We start from the raw sequence: 19250 nt of genomic DNA on the forward strand, positions 1-19250 counted from the left end.
TAATAAAAGGATGCATTGATTTTGATAAAAAATAACTTAACACTGGAAATACAACTTCATTACCTTCATATAATTCATAGTTTTACTCCTACAAACAAAGTATAGTTCAATTATTTTTATCAAAACTAAATACCATAAACAAAGTATAAAACATATATAAGAATGCAAATAAACAAATATATAGACCATACATTACTTAAAGCAACAGCCACAAAACAAGAAATCCTAAAATTATGCAATGAAGCTAAAGAGCATAATTTCTGTGCGGTTTGCGTGAACGGAGCTTATGTAAAATTAGCTAAGCAAGAGTTAAAAAACTCAACCATCAAAATTGCGTCAGTCATTGGTTTTCCTTTAGGGGCTATGAGTACAGAAGTAAAAATATTTGAAGCTAAAAAAGCTATTACCGACGGTGCTACAGAAATTGATATGGTTATTAATATTGGGAAATTAATAGATGGAGAATATGAATATGTAGAAAATGAAATCAGTCAAATAAAACAAAATATAGGAAAGCACACCTTAAAAGTAATTTTTGAAAACTGTTATTTAACTCCTGAACAAATAAAAGTTGCAACCCAATTAGCAATTAATGCTAAAGCCGATTTCATTAAAACCTCAACAGGTTTCGGAACTGGAGGTGCTAATTTTGAAGATATTTCTTTAATGAAAAATACAGCTAAGGGCAAATTAGAAATTAAAGCATCTGGTGGGATTAGAGATATTGAAACTGCTAAAATGTATATTGATATTGGAGTTACTCGTTTAGGTACTTCAGCTGGAGTGTCTTTGATTACAGAAGGTAAAACAAATAAAAATCAGTACTAAAGACCTTTCTTATGAGCATACATATAGCAGCTACAAGAGGAGAAATAGCAGAAACTGTTTTGCTACCTGGTGATCCTATGAGAGCCAAATGGATTGCTGAAACATTTCTTGAAAACTCAATTTGCTATAATACCATTCGTGGCATGTTTGGGTTTACTGGTTATTATAAAGACAAAAAAATATCTGTACAAGGAACAGGGATGGGAATTCCTTCTACTTTAATATATTGTTCAGAATTAATTACTGAATATGATGTTAAAAATCTAATACGTGTTGGATCAGCTGGCTCCTATCAAAAAAATGTAAAGATTAGAGATATAGTCATCGCAATGGCTGCTTCTACAAATTCTGGATTAAACAAAATTCGCTTTAATGGTGCTGATTATGCTCCTACCGCTAACTTTGACCTATTTCAAAAAGCAGTGCAAGAAGCAACAAGAAGAAAGGTCTCACTAAAAGCAGGAAACGTATTAAGTTCTGATGAATTTTATGCTGATAAATTTGATAACTACAAAAAGTGGGCTGATTATGGGATACTTTGTGTTGAAATGGAAACCGCTGGTATATATACAGTAGCCGCTAAACATAATGTTAAAGCATTATCTATTTTAACAATTTCTGATAGTCTAGTTACTAAAGAAAAAACTACAGCTGATGAACGTGAACAAACTTTTAAAGAAATGATAGAAATAGCCTTAGAAGTAGCATAAAATTTTATTCTTCTATTTACCAGCAACATATAATATTAACATGACATCACTAATACAAAAATATAATATTCCTGGTCATAGATATACCAGTTACCCAACTGTACCTTATTGGGATAGTAAAACATTTTCAAAAGAAAAATGGATAGCTTCATTTAAAAAATCATTTATTGAAAGTAATAAATCTGAAGGTATTAGTTTATACATACATCTCCCCTACTGTGAAAGTTTATGTACTTTTTGCGCATGTCATAAGCACATAACCAAACGTCATGAAGTAGAACAACCATACATTGAAACCGTATTAAAAGAATGGCAACTCTATGTTAATTTAATAAATGACCCCCCCATTATAAAAGAAATTCATTTAGGAGGTGGAACTCCAACTTTTTTTTCTACTGAAGCGCTAAGACGCTTAATTAATGGCATATTTAAAAATGCGAAAAAACACCCGAATCATGAATTTAGTTTTGAAGGACACCCCAATAACACAACTAGAGAGCACTTACAAACACTTTATGATTTAGGGTTTAGTAGAGTTAGTTATGGAGTTCAAGACTATAATTTAAAAGTACAAAAAGCCATTCATCGTGTTCAACCTTTTGAAAATGTGAAAAAAGCTACTAAATTAGCTCGCGAAATTGGTTACACATCTATTAGTCATGATTTAGTGTTTGGTTTACCTTTCCAAACTAAAGAAAATGCAATTCATACAATTACCAAAACCAAAGAATTAGAACCAGATCGAATTTCTTTTTACAGTTATGCTCATGTTCCTTGGATAAAGGGTGTGGGCCAACGGGGATATAATGAAAAAGACCTTCCAAAAAACGAAGAAAAACGAAAACTTTATGAAATAGGTAAACAGTTATTTGCAAACATGGGATATGCAGAAATTGGTATGGATCATTTTGCATTACCCACTGATACTTTATATAAAGCTAGTAAAAAAAACACTTTACATCGTAATTTTATGGGATATACCGCAAACAAAACTAAATTAATGGTAGGTTTAGGGATGTCTTCTATTTCAGATTCTTGGTATGGATTTTCTCAAAACGTAAAAACAGTAAAGGAATATCAACAACTAGTGAATAGTGGTGAGATTCCTGTTTTTAGAGGTCATCTTTTATCTCAAGAAGATTTAATTATTCGTCAGCATATATTGAACATCATGTGCCATTTTGAGACTTCTTGGAAAGAAGAATCTTTACACATAAAAAATATTTCAAAACATATAAAAAAACTTGATGAAATGATTGTCGATGGTTTAGTTAACATAAAAAACAATACTTTATCTGTACCAGAAAAAGCACGTCCCTTTGTTCGAAATATTTGTATGGCTTTTGATAAAAAATTACATGAAAAAAAACCAGAAACCAAATTATTTTCAATGACTATTTAAATACTCTATAAAAAAACTCATTAGTTAACTAATGAGTTTTTTGACAATATAAAAGGGGAATCAATTTATTTAATACACTAAAGATATCTTATTTTATACTATGTATAACTATTATTAGCTGTATATACTCCAACAACTGACTAATAAACTGAAAGTAAAGACCAACAGTAAATTAAATATACGTTCTACATTAACTATTTAAATGAATGAATATTTAACTTTAACAAAACCAATGAGAATAGTAGATAAAAATAAGGTGAAAAAAAATAAAAAAACAGAAATTAACGATAATGTACCTACCTCAAATTTATTGTTTTTTCCTATGAAAAACCTATACAATAAAATAACAATAATAAAATATACTACTGGATCAAATAATAACGGAGTTTTAAAAACTATATAACTTAACAGTCCAAACAAGGTGGCTTCACCAACAACAAATGAACTGATTGCTAAATGTTCAGAATAATTATATTTTCTAAAAACTAATTTTGTAAAAAAACTTAAAGGAAATATTGAAAATATCCAGAAAAACTTAAGATACTCTCTTATAAACCTACCTCCAGCGTTACCTACTTTACGAAAAAACACCTCATTTAAACCAACTTCATTTATTGTTTTCGGAACCCTAAACACTCCTTCAACGATTAAATAAATTGAAACTGAAATAATTAAAAATGATATTGGATTTAATACTCCTTTTCTCTTTCCTTTAATATAATCTAAAATAACTTTTTTGGGATTTATAATTAACATTTTTACATTAAACAAAAAACCCTTATCCATGTTAACTGCTGATAAAAATGCATAGTTAAACATTGATTTAAATGTTATTTTTTCAACATTCTTTTTCTCTCCACAATTAGGGCAAAAATTCTCATCATGTTCATGATTACATGAAATACAATTCATTTATAACTTACTTAAAATATTAATATTAGTTTATAAATTATTCTTCCTAGTAAAATTTATCTTTTGTAAAAATATATAAAAAATGATTAAAACTAAAAAAAGCCCATTAAACTAATAATGAGCTATTTAATGATAAATTTAAGGGAGTCAACTTATCTTTAGGGGAAAATAATTTTGATACATTAAATGTAAATAGAAAACCCAAAAATTAAGTCATTTATTAGTTGTTTCGTTATTCTAAGTCGTTTAATCGACTAAAAGTATCGACGAATGGTAATACTATATAGATTAAATAATCAATTCTTAAATTTCTTTTCTTTTTCTTATTAAAAAAAGCAAAAAATTAATAAATATGACAAATATCATATTTTAAAAAAGCCTTCCAAACTAACTTTGTCCTAGTATTATCAGGCAAGATATGAGCGTTATTTACCTACTACTTTCACTAAGTATTTTAGTGGCTATTGTTTTCTTTATAGCATTTATTGTTTCCGTAAAAAAAGGACAATACGATGATTCGTACACACCTTCTGTTCGTATGTTATTTGATGATGAATTAGTCAAAGAAGAAAAAACGAACAATAGTTATTAAATTCAAATAGATTATGGAAATGCAACAATTTTATTACGATAATAAAATCGTAAAAAAATTCATCTACGCAACGTTACTTTGGGGGATTGTAGGGTTCTCAGTTGGTTTGCTTTTGGCTTTTATGTTTTTATTCCCAAATATTACTGACGGAATTTCATGGTTAAGTTTTGGTCGTTTACGACCATTGCACACCAATGCTGTAATTTTTGCTTTTGTGGGAAATGCCATTTTTGCGGGTATTTATTACTCTTTGCAAAGGTTATTAAAAGCAAGAATGGCTAACGATTTTTTAAGTAATTTTAATTTTTGGGGATGGCAGTTAATTATTATTGCGGCGGCAATTACTTTGCCCTTAGGCTATACATCATCAAAAGAATATGCTGAATTAGAATGGCCTATTGATATTGCTATAGCATTAGTATGGGTGGCTTTTGGTACAAACATGATATGGACCATAATAAAAAGAAGACAACGTCATCTTTATGTGGCTGTATGGTTTTATCTAGGAACTTTTGTAACCGTAGCTGTTCTTCATATTTTTAACAGCTTAGCACTCCCTGTAGGTTTTTTTAAAAGTTATTCAGTATATGCTGGGGTACAAGACGCTTTAGTTCAATGGTGGTATGGGCACAATGCAGTTGCATTTTTCTTAACAACGCCTTTTTTAGGATTAATGTATTACTTTGTTCCTAAAGCTGCTAACAGACCTGTATACTCTTACAGACTATCAATTGTTCACTTTTGGTCATTAATATTTATTTATATATGGGCTGGCCATCACCACTTATTGTATACTTCCTTACCTGAGTGGGCTCAAAATTTAGGAGTTGCTTTTTCTGTAATGCTTATTGCTCCTTCTTGGGGAGGAATGATTAACGGTTTACTAACTCTTCGTGGAGCCTGGGATAAAGTTCGTACAGATCCTGTTTTAAAATTCATGGTCGTAGCTATTACTGGCTATGGAATGGCAACTTTTGAGGGGCCAATGTTATCATTAAAAAATGTAAATGCAATTGCTCACTTTAGTGATTGGATTATTGCACATGTTCACGTTGGGGCATTAGCATGGAACGGTTTTTTAACCTTTGGTATGTTATACTGGTTAATACCTCGTATGTTTAAAACAAAATTGTACTCTACGGGATTAGCTAATTTTCATTTTTGGATTGGTACTTTGGGTATAATCATGTATGCACTACCAATGTATGTAGCTGGTTTTGTTCAAGCTTCTATGTGGAAACAATTTAACCCAGATGGAACTTTAACTTATGGTAATTTTTTAGAAACGGTCAACGAAATTATACCAATGTATTGGATGCGTGCTATTGGTGGTAGTATGTTTATTGTTGGGGCATTTGTAATGTTATACAACGTTATAAAAACAGTAAAATCTGGAAGCACTGTTACTGATGATTTAGCCGAAGCACCTGCGTTAACAAAAGTATCTAAACATAGAACTGGTAATGAAACATGGCACACATGGTTAGAAAGAAGACCTATTAAACTAACTATTTATGCTACAGTAGCAATTTTAATTGGTGGTGTTATTCAAATTATACCAACCCTTTTAGTAAAATCAAACATTCCAACCATAACAAGTGTACAACCTTACAGTCCTTTAGAATTAGAGGGTAGAGATTTATATATCCGTGAAGGATGTGTTGGATGTCATTCACAAATGATTCGCCCATTTAGAAGTGAAGTAGAACGTTATGGTGAATATGCCAAAGCAGGTGAATTTGTATATGATCATCCATTTTTATGGGGAAGTAAACGTACTGGCCCCGATTTGTTAAGAATTGGGGGGAAATATTCTGATAGTTGGCACTTAAATCATATGTATGATCCACAAAGTACATCACCAGGTTCTATTATGCCTAGTTATAAATGGATAATTAGAACCAAACTAGATAAGTCTAGTACACAAAGAAAAATGAAGGCAATGGTAAGTCTTGGAGTTCCTTATACTAAAGAAGAAATTGCTAATGCAAAAGCAAGTATGGATGCACAGGGAACAAAGATTCAAGAAAACTTACATGCTGACCCTGATTTTGCAAAAAATTACGAAGCAGATAAACAATACGCTCTGGAAAACGGTATTGACTTCGTTGAAATGAAAGATAGAGAAATTGTTGCTTTAATCGCTTATTTACAACGATTGGGGACAGATATTAAAGTAAAAGATATTCAAGAGCAATTAAGTGCTAAAAAATAGGAATCATGTTAAAATTTGTAAAAAATCATCTAGAGAGTATTACGGGAATCGAAATTTACCCTATTATTTCATTAACCATTTTCTTCACATTTTTTGTGGTTCTGTTCTGGTGGGTATTTACTGCCAAGAAAGAGTATATAAGTAAAGTAAGTCAATTACCATTAGATAATTAGTAAAATAAAAGAAAATGAAAAAATATTTTCAATCATTAGCTTATATCTCCTTTATAGCTATTACATTTTATGCTATTATTAAAGCAATAAAGTTATACAAAAACCCTTTTAGCTTGTATGAAAACCCTTTGGTTTGGATAGCTTTAGTGGCATTAATTTTAGTGATCCTTTTAAAAGAATTAGTAAGTATTGTAGCGCAGCAAAAGGCTGAAGAACTTCAATTAGAAAAAGATGGAATCACCCCTGAAGAAATTGACCGGTGGGCTTGGCTCAAAAATCTAATTAATCAGTGGACACAAGCTAAGGCTATTGAGGATGAAGGTGAAATTGAGTTAGACCATAACTACGATGGTATTAAAGAACTAGACAATAACTTACCGCCATGGTGGCTATATATGTTTTATGCGACTATGATTTTTGGAGTAATTTATTTAATAAAATACGAAGTATTTAATGGTGATAATCAAATCGTAGAATACGAGAAATCTTTAGCTACAGCAAAGCGTGAATTAGCAAATTTTAAGTCTACCTCTAAAGAAACTATTGTTGATTTTGAAACAGTTACTGTTTTAACAGGTGAAAGTGACTTGAATAGAGGAAAAGCGGTATTCAATTTAAACTGTGCCGCTTGTCACTTAAAAGATGGTGGTGGAGGTATTGGGCCAATTTAACTGATAAATATTGGATTTTAGGAGGTGGCATTAAAAATGTTTTTAAAACTATTTCAAAAGGAGGTAGAGATGGTAAAGGTATGGTAGCTTGGGGAAAAACATTAAAACCTAAAGATATTCAAAAAGTTTCTAGTTATGTGTTGTCATTACAAGGAACTACACCAGCCAAAGCTAAAGCACCTCAAGGTGATTTATACGAAGAAGAGTAAATAAGAAGTTAAAGTTTGGTTTTTTAATAGTTAGTTATTTTGAAAGCACCCAAGGATGAAATATTTAGAGATAGTATTAGTACTGTTAATAGTGATGGAAAACGTTCTTGGGTTTTTCCTAAAAAACCTAGCGGTATTTTCTACAAATACCGTACATATACAAGCTACTTTTTACTATTCATTTTACTATCAGCTCCATTTATTAAAATAAACGGAAATCAATTTTTATTGTTTAATGTTTTAGATAGACAATTTAATATTTTTGGGTTCCCTTTTTGGCCTCAAGATTTCCACCTTCTAGTTGTCTCAATGATTATTGGTGTTGTTTTTATTATACTTTTCACCGTTGTTTTTGGTCGGATATTTTGTGGATGGATATGCCCTCAAACAATCTTTTTAGAAATGGTTTTTAGAAAAATTGAATACCTTATAGAAGGAGATAGAGGTAAACAAATTCGATTAAACAAACAACAATGGAATCCTGAAAAAATAAAGAAAAGAGTATTAAAATGGATCATTTTTTTCATCATTTCATTTATAATTGCTAATGTATTTTTAGCATATCTAATTAGTGGTGATAAATTAATAAACTATATAACCGGTAATCCTTTTGATAATATAAGCACCCTAATTTCATTACTAATTTTTACAAGTATATTCTATTTTATTTTTGCTTGGTTTAGAGAACAAGTTTGTATTATAGCTTGTCCATACGGAAGATTACAAGGTGTATTATTAGATAACAAAACTATTAATGTAGCTTATGATTATGTTAGAGGGGAGAAAAAAAATGGTAGAGCAAAATTTAAAAAGAACGGAGATAGAAACGCTTCTGGCAAAGGAGATTGTATAGACTGTTTTCAGTGCGTACATGTTTGTCCTACTGGAATTGATATTAGAAATGGAACACAACTTGAATGTGTTAACTGTACAGCCTGTATTGATGAGTGTAATCATATGATGGAAAAAGTAGGTTTACCTAAGGGGCTTATCAGATATGCTAGTGAAGAAAACATTAATAAAAAGATTCCTTTTAAATTTAATACTAGAATGAAAGGGTATGCTACCGTTCTATTTATATTAATTGGCGTTTTAACAGGCATGTTGTTTTTACGAAATGATATTGAAACAACTATTTTAAGACTTCCTGGTCAACTATATGAGCATAAAGAAAATGGTATTATTAGTAATATTTATACGTATAAAGTTATTAATAAAACTACACAACAAATAAATAATGTTGGTTACAAATTATTATCGCATAAAGGTAGTATTAAAATTGTATCACATAAAAACTTTGAAATTCCAAAGCAGGGTTTAGCAGAAGGAACCTTATTTATAGAATTACATAAATCTACTATAAAGGGTGATAAAGAAAAGTTAAAAATTGGAGTTTATAGTGGTACTAAACTCATTGAAACAACAACTACAAACTTCTTAGGACCAAGAAGCTATAGATAAACTAGCTATTACATAAATATCTTATTGAACTGTAATAACATAAAAACAATAAAATGAAATTAAACTGGGGCACAGGTATAGTAATATCAATTATCGCTTTCATAAGTTTTATACTATACTTTGTAATTACAATGAGTACAAAACAAGGATACAATTATGATTTAGTAACTGAAAAGTATTACCAAAAAGAATTAGATTTTCAAAAAGATATTGAGGCTTTAAAGAATGCTAAAAAATTAAAAAAAAACATAATTACAAAAAGAACTAAGGAAGGATTAACTATTCATTTCCCAAAGGAATTTGACCCTAAAAAAATTAAAGGTAAAATGTTTCTATACAGACCATCTAATAAACAATTAGATTTTGAAATACCTATTTCACTTTCAAATAGATATTTACTCGTGCCTGAGAACCGTTTATTGGGTGGTCGATGGAACATTACTATAAATTGGCAATACAAAGGTAAAGACTATTCATTCAAAGAAGAACTTATTTACTAATGTTACTTTCAGCTATCATATTTGGTGTATTAGGCAGTTTTCATTGCATTGGAATGTGTGGGCCTATAGCTTTCATGCTACCTATAAATAGAACCAATAAAGTAAAACAATTTTTTCAAATCACAAGTTATCATCTAGGCAGAGTATTTAGTTATAGTTTAATGGGCTTACTTTTTGGTTTGCTTGGAAAAAGTTTTTATTTCTTTGGTTTTCAACAACAATTATCAATTATTGTAGGCCTTTTAATGATAACAATCATGTTACTTCCAAAAATAGTTCGCAAATTTACATTTGTTTCTCAACCTATTAGCAAACTACTTTTTAAAGTAAAATCAACCTTAGGAAGTGAATTAAAGAAAAAAGGAAATGACGCCTTTTTCACTATTGGTTTTCTTAACGGATTTCTCCCTTGCGGATTAGTTTACATGGCTGTATTTGGCGCCCTAACTACTTCCAATGCGTTACAAGGAAGTTTATATATGTTGCTATTTGGACTAGGTACAATTCCTTTAATGACAGCAGTAGTATATATTGGTAATTTTGCTAATGTAGCTATTAGACAAAAAATTCAAAAAGCAATTCCATATGTAGTTGTTTTTATAGGTGTTTTATTTATACTTCGAGGGTTAGGTTTAGGTATTTCATTCATTTCTCCTAGCGAGGTAGTTGCTATTATTACTGAAAACGCTGAAGGCTGTCATTAAAATATATTTATTAAACTGATTTAATAATAACGCTATTACTGTCTAATCCGTATTAAAAAAAACATTGAGAAAGCCCAGTTTTTAAAGGCTTTCTCAATGTTATACAAGATGGTTTAAAAATATATCTTAAACCTATTTAACCAGTTTTAATTAGGCTTCACCAGTTGTACCTCCAAAATTCATTGGAATTGGTGGCTGTTCATAATCTTTAATTTCACCATGAGCTTTTTCAAACTTACGAATATTCTCTGCTAAAGCTTTTGTAAGTCTTTTTGCATGTTGTGGTGTTAAAATAATTCTCGATTTTACTTTTGCCTTAGGTACACCAGGCATAATATTGATAAAATCAACTATAAACTCAGAAACTGAATGATTAATAATTGCTAAGTTACTGTACGTTCCTTCAGCTATATCTTGATCTAATTCAATATTTAATTGTGGGTCATTATTATTTTCGTCCATACTATATTACGTTTAAAAAGAAAGACCTCTAAAATAGAGGTCTTTGCTTATAATTACAATAGTTTTTTATAAACTATTTTCAATTTCATCTTTAGGACCTACAATTTGAGTATCGTAGCTTCTCATTCCTGTACCTGCTGGTATTCTCTTACCTACAATTACATTCTCTTTTAATCCTTCTAACGTATCTATTTTACCATTAACAGCAGCTTCATTTAAAACTTTCGTAGTTTCCTGGAACGATGCCGCAGAAATAAACGATTTAGTTTGTAATGATGCTCTTGTAATACCTTGTAATACTTGCTCAGCAGTTGCTGGTTGAACATCACGTGCTATTACAAGGTCTTTATCTGATCTACGCAATAATGAGTTTTCATCTCTTAATTGACGTGCAGACACCATCTGTCCTGCTTTTAAGTTTTCAGAATCACCTGTTTCTTCAACAATTTTCATTCCATAGATTGCATCATTTTGCTTAATGAAATCATTCTTATGAATTAGTTGATTTTCTAAGAATAAGGTATCACCTGAGTCAATAACTCTAACTTTACGCATCATTTGACGTACTACTACCTCAAAATGCTTATCGTTAATTTTCACCCCTTGTAAACGATATACTTCTTGTATTTCATTTACTAAGTATTCTTGAACAGCTGAAGGTCCTTTAATATTTAAAATATCTATAGGAGTTGTTGCTCCATCAGATAAAGGCATACCTGCTTTTATAAAATCATTTTCCTGAACTAAAATCTGATTAGATAATTTAATTAAGTATTTCTTGATTTCTCCAGTTTTAGACTCAATTATAATTTCACGGTTACCTCTCTTAATTTTACCGAAAGATACCACACCATCAATTTGAGCTACAACAGCTGGATTAGACGGGTTACGTGCTTCAAATAACTCAGTTACACGTGGTAGTCCTCCTGTAATATCCCCTGCTTTTCCAGACTTACGTGGAATTTTAACTAAAGTATGACCCGACTCAACTTTATCACCATCACTTACCATTAAATGTGCACCTACAGGTAAACTATACGAACGTAAAGCGTTACCATCTGCATCTTCAATAATTAACGAAGCAATAATTTTTTTGTTTTTAGAATCTGTCATTACTTTTTCTTGGAAACCAGTTTGCTCATCAACTTCAACAGAGTAATTAATACCTTGTTCTAAGTTATCAAACTTAACTCTACCTCCAAATTCAGAAACAATTACACCATTAAATGGATCCCACTGACAAACTACATCACCTTTCTTGATATCTTTTCTTTCTTTATTAAAGATAGTAGATCCATAAGGGATAATGTTTGTACTTAGAGTAATTCCTGTTTTCTTATCAGTAATTTTAATTTCTGCAGTACGTGAGATAACGATTTCAATTTCTTTTCCTTCGCCATCTTTACCTTTTACAGTACGTAAATCATCAATAGAAACTTTTCCTTCGAATTTAGCTATTAACTTGTTATCTTCAGAAATATTACCAGCTACCCCACCAACGTGGAACGTACGTAACGTTAACTGTGTACCTGGCTCTCCAATAGATTGTGCAGCAATAACTCCTACAGCTTCACCTCTTTGAACTTTCTTACCAGTAGATAAACTTTGTCCGTAACACTTAGCACATATTCCTCTTTGAGATTCACATGTTAATGCTGAACGCACTTCAACTCTATCAATACCAGATTCTTCAATTACTTCAGCTAATTTAGGAGTAATTAATTCTCCAGCTCCAATTAAAACTTCATCAGTAGTTGGTCTGAAAACATCATGTAATGCAGTACGACCTGAAATTCTATCACTTAAAGATTCAACAATCTCATCATTTTTCTTTAAAGGAGTAACTTCTAGCCCTCTTAATGTACCACAATCATCTTCGTTCACAATTACATCTTGAGAAACATCTACTAAACGACGTGTTAAGTAACCTGCATCGGCAGTTTTTAAAGCCGTATCTGCAAGTCCTTTACGAGCACCGTGCGTAGAAATAAAGTATTCTAAAATTGATAACCCTTCCTTAAAGTTAGAAAGAATCGGGTTTTCAATAATTTCTCCACCACCTGCAGTAGATTTTTTAGGTTTTGCCATTAATCCACGCATACCAGTCAACTGACGAATCTGCTCTTTAGATCCACGAGCTCCAGAATCAAGCATCATGAATACAGAATTAAATCCTTGTTGATCTTCTCTTAGGCGCTTCATTGACAGCTCTGTCAATTGATTATTAGTTCTACCCCAAATATCAATTACCTGATTATAACGCTCTTTCTGAGTAAGCATACCCATGTTATAGTTCATTATAATTCCATCAACCTCTTTGTTTGCTTCAGCAATCATAGACTGTTTTTCAGCAGGAATAATAATATCACCTAATGAGAAAGATAAACCACCTTCGAAGGCGTATTTATATCCCATATTTTTAATTTCATCTAAGAAATTACCTACAGAAGGAATATCCGTTACTTTTAAAATACCACTAATAACACCTCTCAAAGACTTCTTAGTTAATACTTCATTAATATACCCAGCTGCTTTTGGTACTTTTTCGTTAAATAAAACTCTACCAACTGTAGTTGCTATAATCCTAGTAACATTTTCACCATCAACAACATCGTGCGTACGTACTTTAATTCCAGCATTTAAGTCTACTTTTTCTTCATTCAAAGCTATAATAACTTCTTCAGGAGAATAAAAAGTTAATCCTTCACCTTTAATAGGCACTTCAGGAGTTGACTTACGCTCTTTGGTCATGTAGTATAAACCTAATACCATATCCTGAGAAGGAACCGTAATTGGAGCTCCATTTGCAGGATTTAAAATATTATGAGATCCTAACATTAATAACTGAGCTTCTAAAATCGCTTCAGGTCCTAAAGGTAAGTGAACCGCCATTTGATCTCCATCAAAATCAGCATTAAAGGCAGAACAAGCAAGTGGATGTAAACGAATCGCTTTACCTTCGATTAATTTAGGTTGGAACGCTTGAATACCTAAACGGTGTAACGTAGGAGCACGGTTTAATAAAACTGGATGTCCTTTAATTACGTTTTCTAAAATATCCCAAACTACAGGTTCTTTTCTATCTATAATTTTCTTTGCAGATTTTACAGTTTTAACAATACCTCTCTCTATTAACTTACGAATAACAAAAGGCTTGTATAATTCTGCTGCCATATCTTTTGGCAATCCACATTCAAATAATCTTAATTCAGGTCCAACAACAATTACAGAACGTGCAGAATAATCAACACGCTTACCTAATAAGTTTTGACGGAAACGACCTTGTTTACCTTTTAAACTATCAGATAATGATTTTAATGGTCTGTTAGATTCTGTTTTTACTGCTGAAGCTTTACGTGTGTTATCAAATAATGAATCTACTGATTCTTGTAACATACGTTTTTCATTACGTAAAATTACTTCTGGTGCTTTAATTTCCATTAATCGCTTTAAACGATTGTTACGGATAATTACACGACGATATAAATCATTTAAATCAGAAGTAGCAAAACGTCCTCCATCAAGAGGAACTAGTGGACGTAATTCTGGTGGTATAACAGGAACCACTTTCATAATCATCCATTCTGGTTTGTTTTCTCTATTTTTTTGAGAATCTCTAAAAGCTTCAACAACATTTAAACGTTTTAATGCTTCGTTTTTACGTTGTTTAGAAGTTTCAGTATTTGCTTTATGACGTAACTCATAAGATAAAGTATCTAAATCGATTCTTTCTAACAAATCAATTAAACAATCTGCTCCCATTTTAGCAATAAACTTATTTGGGTCAGAATCTTCTAAATACATATTATCTTGTGGAAGTTCATCCGCAATATCTAAATACTCTTCTTCAGTTAAGAAGTCCATTTTTTGTAATGGCTCTCCTTCAGAGTTTTTAGCAATACCTGGCTGAATTACTACGTATCTCTCGTAGTAAATAATCATATCTAACTTCTTAGATGGTAACCCTAATAGATACCCCATTTTGTTAGGTAATGATCTAAAATACCAAATATGTGCTACTGGTACTACTAAATTAATATGACCTACTCTATCTCTACGAACTTTTTTCTCAGTTACTTCTACACCACAACGGTCACAAACGATACCTTTATATCGTATTCTTTTATATTTACCACACGCACACTCATAATCTTTTACAGGACCAAAGATACGCTCACAAAATAAACCATCTCTTTCTGGTTTATGAGTACGGTAGTTAATTGTTTCTGGTTTTAAAACCTCACCTCTAGAAGCTTCTAAAATAGACTCCGGTGATGCTAAACCTATTGAAATTTTGTTAAACTTCTTAACAGTGTATTTTTCGTTTTTTCTTGCCATGATAATGGATTCGAATTAAAAATAAATGTCTTACGTAAGACTGATATTGAAAAAATGATTTGTCTCAAGGCTTACACCTTGAGACATTTCACTGTGATTATTCTTCTAACTTAACGTCTAATCCTAAACCTTTAAGTTCATGCATTAATACGTTAAATGATTCAGGTAAACCTGGTTCAGGCATAGTTTCACCTTTAACAATACTTTCGTATGTCTTGGCTCTTCCTAATACATCATCAGACTTCACGGTTAAGATTTCACGTAAGATACTTGATGCTCCATACGCTTCAAGTGCCCAAACTTCCATCTCTCCAAAACGCTGACCTCCAAATTGAGCTTTACCTCCTAATGGCTGTTGTGTAATTAATGAATAAGGTCCAATAGAACGCGCATGCATTTTATCTTCAATCATGTGACCTAGCTTAATCATATAAATTATACCAACTGTTGCAGGTTGATCAAAACGTTTTCCAGTTCCACCATCATATAAATATGTATGCCCATAACGAGGAATTCCAGCTTCATCAGTTAAAGCATTGATTTCGTTAATGTTTGCTCCATCAAAAATTGGTGTTGCATATTTTTGGTCTAATTTTTCACCTGCCCATCCAAGAACAGTCTCATAAATTTGACCAATGTTCATACGCGATGGTACCCCTAATGGATTCAATACTATATCTACAGGTGTTCCATCTTCTAAGAAAGGCATATCTTCTTGACGAACAATACGTGCAACAATACCTTTATTTCCATGACGTCCTGCCATCTTATCACCTACTTTTAATTTACGTTTTTTAGCTACGTATATTTTAGCAAGTTTTAAAATACCAGCAGGTAATTCATCTCCTACAGAAATTGTAAACTTTTTACGACGTAATACTCCTTGTAAATCGTTTACCTTAATTTTATAATTGTGAACTAATTCAACAACTAAACTATTTAAATCTTTATCTGTGGTCCAAGTTCCATGTAAGTGAGTAAAATCACCAACAGAGTTTAACATTTTTTGAGTAAATTTCTTACCTTTTGGTAAAACTTCTTCACCTAAATCGTTATAAACTCCTTGAGAAGTTTTTCCTGTTATTAAGTTAAATAACTTATCTATTAAAATGTCTTTTAAACCTTCAAACTTTGATACATAAGATGCTTCTAAAGTAGCTATTGCCTCTTTATCTCTAGCACGCTTATTTTTATCTTTTACCGCACGTTTGAATAATTTTTTATTAATTACAACTCCTCTTAATGAAGGTGAAGCTTTTAGTGATGCATCTTTTACATCACCGGCCTTATCTCCAAAAATAGCACGTAATAATTTTTCTTCTGGTGTTGGGTCAGATTCTCCTTTTGGGGTTATCTTTCCAATTAAAATATCTCCAGGATTAACTTCTGCTCCAATACGAATCATTCCATTTTCATCTAAGTCTTTAGTAGCCTCTTCAGAAACATTAGGAATATCATTTGTTAATTCTTCTGCTCCTAATTTAGTATCACGAACATCTAAAGAATATTCATCAATATGAATAGAAGTAAAAATATCTTCACGAACAACTTTTTCAGAAATCACAATCGCATCCTCAAAATTATATCCTTTCCAAGGCATAAAGGCTACTTTCATGTTTCGCCCTAAAGCTAATTCTCCTTTTTGAGTTGCATATCCTTCACAAAGAACTTGTCCTTCTTCAACCCTATCACCAACTTTTACAATTGGTTTTAAGTTAATATTAGTTCCTTGATTTGTTTTTCTAAACTTTATTAAGTTGTATGATTTTTCATCAGAATCGAAGCTTACCATTCGCTCATCTTCAGTTCTGTCATACTTAATTGTAATTCTATTGGCATCTACGTATTGAACTGTACCTGCACCTTCTGCATTTATTAAAATACGAGAATCTTTAGCTACTCTACGTTCTAAACCTGTACCAACAATTGGAGATTGAGGACGTAATAATGGAACTGCTTGACGCATCATGTTAGATCCCATTAATGCACGGTTGGCATCATCATGCTCCAAGAATGGAATTAATGATGCAGATATAGAAGCAATTTGATTAGGTGCAACGTCCATATAGTTGATTGCTTCAGGAGTTTCAACTGGGAAATCTCCTTCTTCACGAGCAATAACTCTTTCAGATTCAATTGCTCCTTCACTAGAAACAGGAAGGTTAGATTGTGCAATCTTCATTCCTTCTTCCTCCTCAGCACTTAAATATATAGGTTCATCATTTTCAACAACACCATTATCTACTTTCTTATAAGGTGTTTCTATAAATCCAAGATTATTAACCTTAGCAAAAACAGCTAATGAAGAGATTAAACCAATGTTTGGACCCTCAGGCGTTTCAATTGGACATAATCTTCCATAATGAGTATAGTGAACATCACGAACCTCAAAACCTGCTCTCTCTCTTGATAAACCACCAGGTCCTAATGCCGATAAACGACGTTTATGTGTAATTTCAGCTAATGGATTTGTTTGATCCATAAATTGAGATAACTGATTGGTACCAAAGAAAGAATTAATTACAGAAGATAATGTTTTTGCATTGATCAAATCAATAGGTGTAAACACCTCGTTATCACGAACATTCATACGTTCACGAATAGTACGAGCCATACGAGCTAAACCTACTCCAAATTGACCTGCCAATTGCTCTCCTACTGTTCTAACACGACGGTTAGATAAGTGATCAATATCGTCTACTTCAGCTTTTGAATTTATTAACTCAATTAAGTATTTGATGATTGTGATTATATCAGTTTTAGTCAGTACTTTTTGGTCTATAGCTTCGTTAAGACCAAGTTTGGTATTCATTCTAAAACGACCTACTTCTCCTAAACTATAACGTTGTTCAGAGAAAAACAATTTATCTATAATACCTCTTGCTGTTTCCTCATCTGGCGGTTCAGCATTACGTAATTGTCTATAGATATGTTCTACTGCTTCTTTTTCAGAATTCGTAGGATCTTTTTGTAATGTATTGTGAATGATGGCATAATCAGCAAGTAAATTATCTTCTTTGTGTAATAAGATAGTCTTTGCCCCTGCTTCGATTATTTCATCAATATGTTCTTTTTCTAAAATTGTATCACGGTCAAACACGATTTCATTACGCTCGATAGATACAACCTCTCCAGTATCTTCATCAACAAAATCTTCATGCCAAGTTTTTAAAACTCTTGCCGCTAATTTTCGCCCTAATACTTTTTTTAATCCAGCTTTAGAAACTTTAATTTCTTCAGCTAAATCAAAAATTTCTAAAATATCTTTATCTCTTTCAAAACCGATGGCTCTGAATAATGTTGTTACTGGTAATTTTTTCTTTCTATCAATATAAGCATACATTACTTGATTGATATCGGTTGCAAATTCTATCCAAGAACCTTTAAATGGAATAACTCTTGCAGAGTATAACTTAGTTCCATTAGCATGGAAAGATTGACCGAAAAATACACCTGGTGAACGGTGTAATTGTGATACCACAACACGTTCTGCTCCGTTTATTATAAACGTTCCAGAATTTGTCATATAAGGAATTGTACCTAAATAAACATCTTGAACAATGGTTTCAAAATCTTCATGTTCAGGGTCAGTACAATATAACTTTAAACGTGCTTTTAAAGGTACACTATGAGTTAAACCACGCTCTATACATTCTTGAATGCTATACCTAGGCGGGTCAACAAAATAGTCTAAAAATTCTAATACAAATTGATTACGGGTATCAGTAATCGGAAAGTTGTCCATGAAAGTTTTATACAAACCTTCATTACCTCGCTGTTCTGCTTTAGTTTGCAGTTGGAAAAAGTCTTGAAAAGATTTTACCTGAATATCAAGAAAATCAGGATAATCTGCTCCTAATTTTGATGATGCGAAGTTAATTCTTTCAGTAGTGTTTATCGTTGCCAAAAGAGATACTATTTTTAAATTAAAAATATATTTTTTGAAACTTAATGTTTCAATAATGCAATTTTTATTGCAACAACCGACTGTTAATCAGTTTATTATTATCGTGAGTTCACAAACTTAGAATTTGTGATAAGATAAAGAACGAATATATACACAAAATGGTTTA

At 31.5% G+C, this 19250-nt stretch carries 15 protein-coding genes; 11 read left to right on the forward strand and 4 right to left on the reverse strand.

The features are described 5' to 3' along the window. Positions 1-162: 162 nt before the first annotated feature. The 3 genes from deoC to hemN are packed head-to-tail and all read left to right on the forward strand — an operon-like array spanning position 163 to position 2940. On the forward strand, positions 163-828 hold the full coding sequence (deoC, locus tag ACMFBB_RS08165) for a deoxyribose-phosphate aldolase (protein WP_435263924.1): 666 nt from the start codon (positions 163-165) through the stop codon (positions 826-828). An 11-nt stretch (positions 829-839) separates the two neighbouring features. Further along, positions 840-1538 carry a purine-nucleoside phosphorylase gene (gene deoD, locus ACMFBB_RS08170; RefSeq protein WP_435263925.1) on the forward strand — a complete coding sequence of 233 codons (699 nt, stop codon included), beginning with the start codon at positions 840-842 and terminating at the stop codon, positions 1536-1538. Between the two features lie 40 nt (positions 1539-1578). After that, positions 1579-2940: an oxygen-independent coproporphyrinogen III oxidase gene (gene hemN, locus ACMFBB_RS08175; RefSeq protein WP_435263926.1), complete on the forward strand. Its 1362-nt coding sequence runs from the start codon at positions 1579-1581 to the stop codon at positions 2938-2940. A 198-nt stretch (positions 2941-3138) separates the two neighbouring features. Here the strand turns inward: hemN and ACMFBB_RS08180 are convergent, their stop codons facing one another. Next, on the reverse strand, positions 3139-3852 hold the full coding sequence (locus ACMFBB_RS08180; RefSeq protein ID WP_435263927.1) for a DUF3667 domain-containing protein: 714 nt from the start codon (positions 3850-3852) through the stop codon (positions 3139-3141). A 418-nt stretch (positions 3853-4270) separates the two neighbouring features. On the opposite strand from ACMFBB_RS08180, the gene ccoS reads away from it, so the two are divergent. Genes ccoS through ACMFBB_RS08220 form a run of 8 tightly spaced genes read left to right on the forward strand, consistent with a single transcriptional unit; the run spans position 4271 to position 10377 of the window. Further along, positions 4271-4444, forward strand: coding sequence for a cbb3-type cytochrome oxidase assembly protein CcoS (ccoS, locus tag ACMFBB_RS08185; protein WP_435263928.1), 174 nt, complete (start codon positions 4271-4273; stop codon positions 4442-4444). 13 nt (positions 4445-4457) lie between these two features. Next, positions 4458-6659, forward strand: coding sequence for a cytochrome-c oxidase, cbb3-type subunit I (gene ccoN / locus ACMFBB_RS08190; protein ID WP_435263929.1), 2202 nt, complete (start codon positions 4458-4460; stop codon positions 6657-6659). 5 nt (positions 6660-6664) lie between these two features. Then, positions 6665-6832, forward strand: a complete 168-nt coding sequence (locus ACMFBB_RS08195) for a CcoQ/FixQ family Cbb3-type cytochrome c oxidase assembly chaperone (protein ID WP_435263930.1) — start codon at positions 6665-6667, stop codon at positions 6830-6832. A 14-nt stretch (positions 6833-6846) separates the two neighbouring features. After that, positions 6847-7503, forward strand: coding sequence for a cbb3-type cytochrome c oxidase N-terminal domain-containing protein (locus tag ACMFBB_RS08200; protein WP_435263931.1), 657 nt, complete (start codon positions 6847-6849; stop codon positions 7501-7503). After that, positions 7461-7712 carry a c-type cytochrome gene (locus ACMFBB_RS08205; RefSeq protein ID WP_435263932.1) on the forward strand — a complete coding sequence of 84 codons (252 nt, stop codon included), beginning with the start codon at positions 7461-7463 and terminating at the stop codon, positions 7710-7712. The genes ACMFBB_RS08200 and ACMFBB_RS08205 overlap by 43 nt, the downstream gene beginning before the upstream one ends. A gap of 39 nt (positions 7713-7751) precedes the next feature. Beyond that, the gene (gene ccoG, locus ACMFBB_RS08210) at positions 7752-9173 is read left to right on the forward strand and encodes a cytochrome c oxidase accessory protein CcoG (protein WP_435263933.1); all 1422 of its coding nucleotides are present in this window, start codon (positions 7752-7754) and stop codon (positions 9171-9173) included. A 53-nt stretch (positions 9174-9226) separates the two neighbouring features. Continuing rightward, on the forward strand, positions 9227-9673 hold the full coding sequence (locus ACMFBB_RS08215; protein ID WP_435263934.1) for a FixH family protein: 447 nt from the start codon (positions 9227-9229) through the stop codon (positions 9671-9673). Continuing rightward, positions 9673-10377: a sulfite exporter TauE/SafE family protein gene (locus tag ACMFBB_RS08220; protein ID WP_435263935.1), complete on the forward strand. Its 705-nt coding sequence runs from the start codon at positions 9673-9675 to the stop codon at positions 10375-10377. Before ACMFBB_RS08215 ends, ACMFBB_RS08220 begins: the two co-directional genes overlap by 1 nt. A gap of 150 nt (positions 10378-10527) precedes the next feature. On the opposite strand, the gene ACMFBB_RS08225 is transcribed toward ACMFBB_RS08220, so the two are convergent. The 3 genes from ACMFBB_RS08225 to rpoB all read right to left on the reverse strand — a co-directional run bounded on the left by ACMFBB_RS08225 (position 10528) and on the right by rpoB (position 19084). Then, a complete protein-coding gene (locus ACMFBB_RS08225; RefSeq protein WP_435263936.1) occupies positions 10528-10839 on the reverse strand; it encodes a DUF3467 domain-containing protein in 312 nt (103 codons plus the stop codon). Between the two features lie 66 nt (positions 10840-10905). Continuing rightward, entirely contained in the window at positions 10906-15177 is a 4272-nt protein-coding gene (gene rpoC, locus ACMFBB_RS08230) for a DNA-directed RNA polymerase subunit beta' (protein ID WP_435263937.1), read from the reverse strand. Between the two features lie 97 nt (positions 15178-15274). Then, a complete protein-coding gene (gene rpoB / locus ACMFBB_RS08235; protein ID WP_435263938.1) occupies positions 15275-19084 on the reverse strand; it encodes a DNA-directed RNA polymerase subunit beta in 3810 nt (1269 codons plus the stop codon). Positions 19085-19250 lie beyond the last annotated feature (166 nt).

Source organism: Tenacibaculum sp. nBUS_03, from assembly GCF_051201695.1.
In the GTDB taxonomy this organism is placed as follows: domain Bacteria; phylum Bacteroidota; class Bacteroidia; order Flavobacteriales; family Flavobacteriaceae; genus Polaribacter.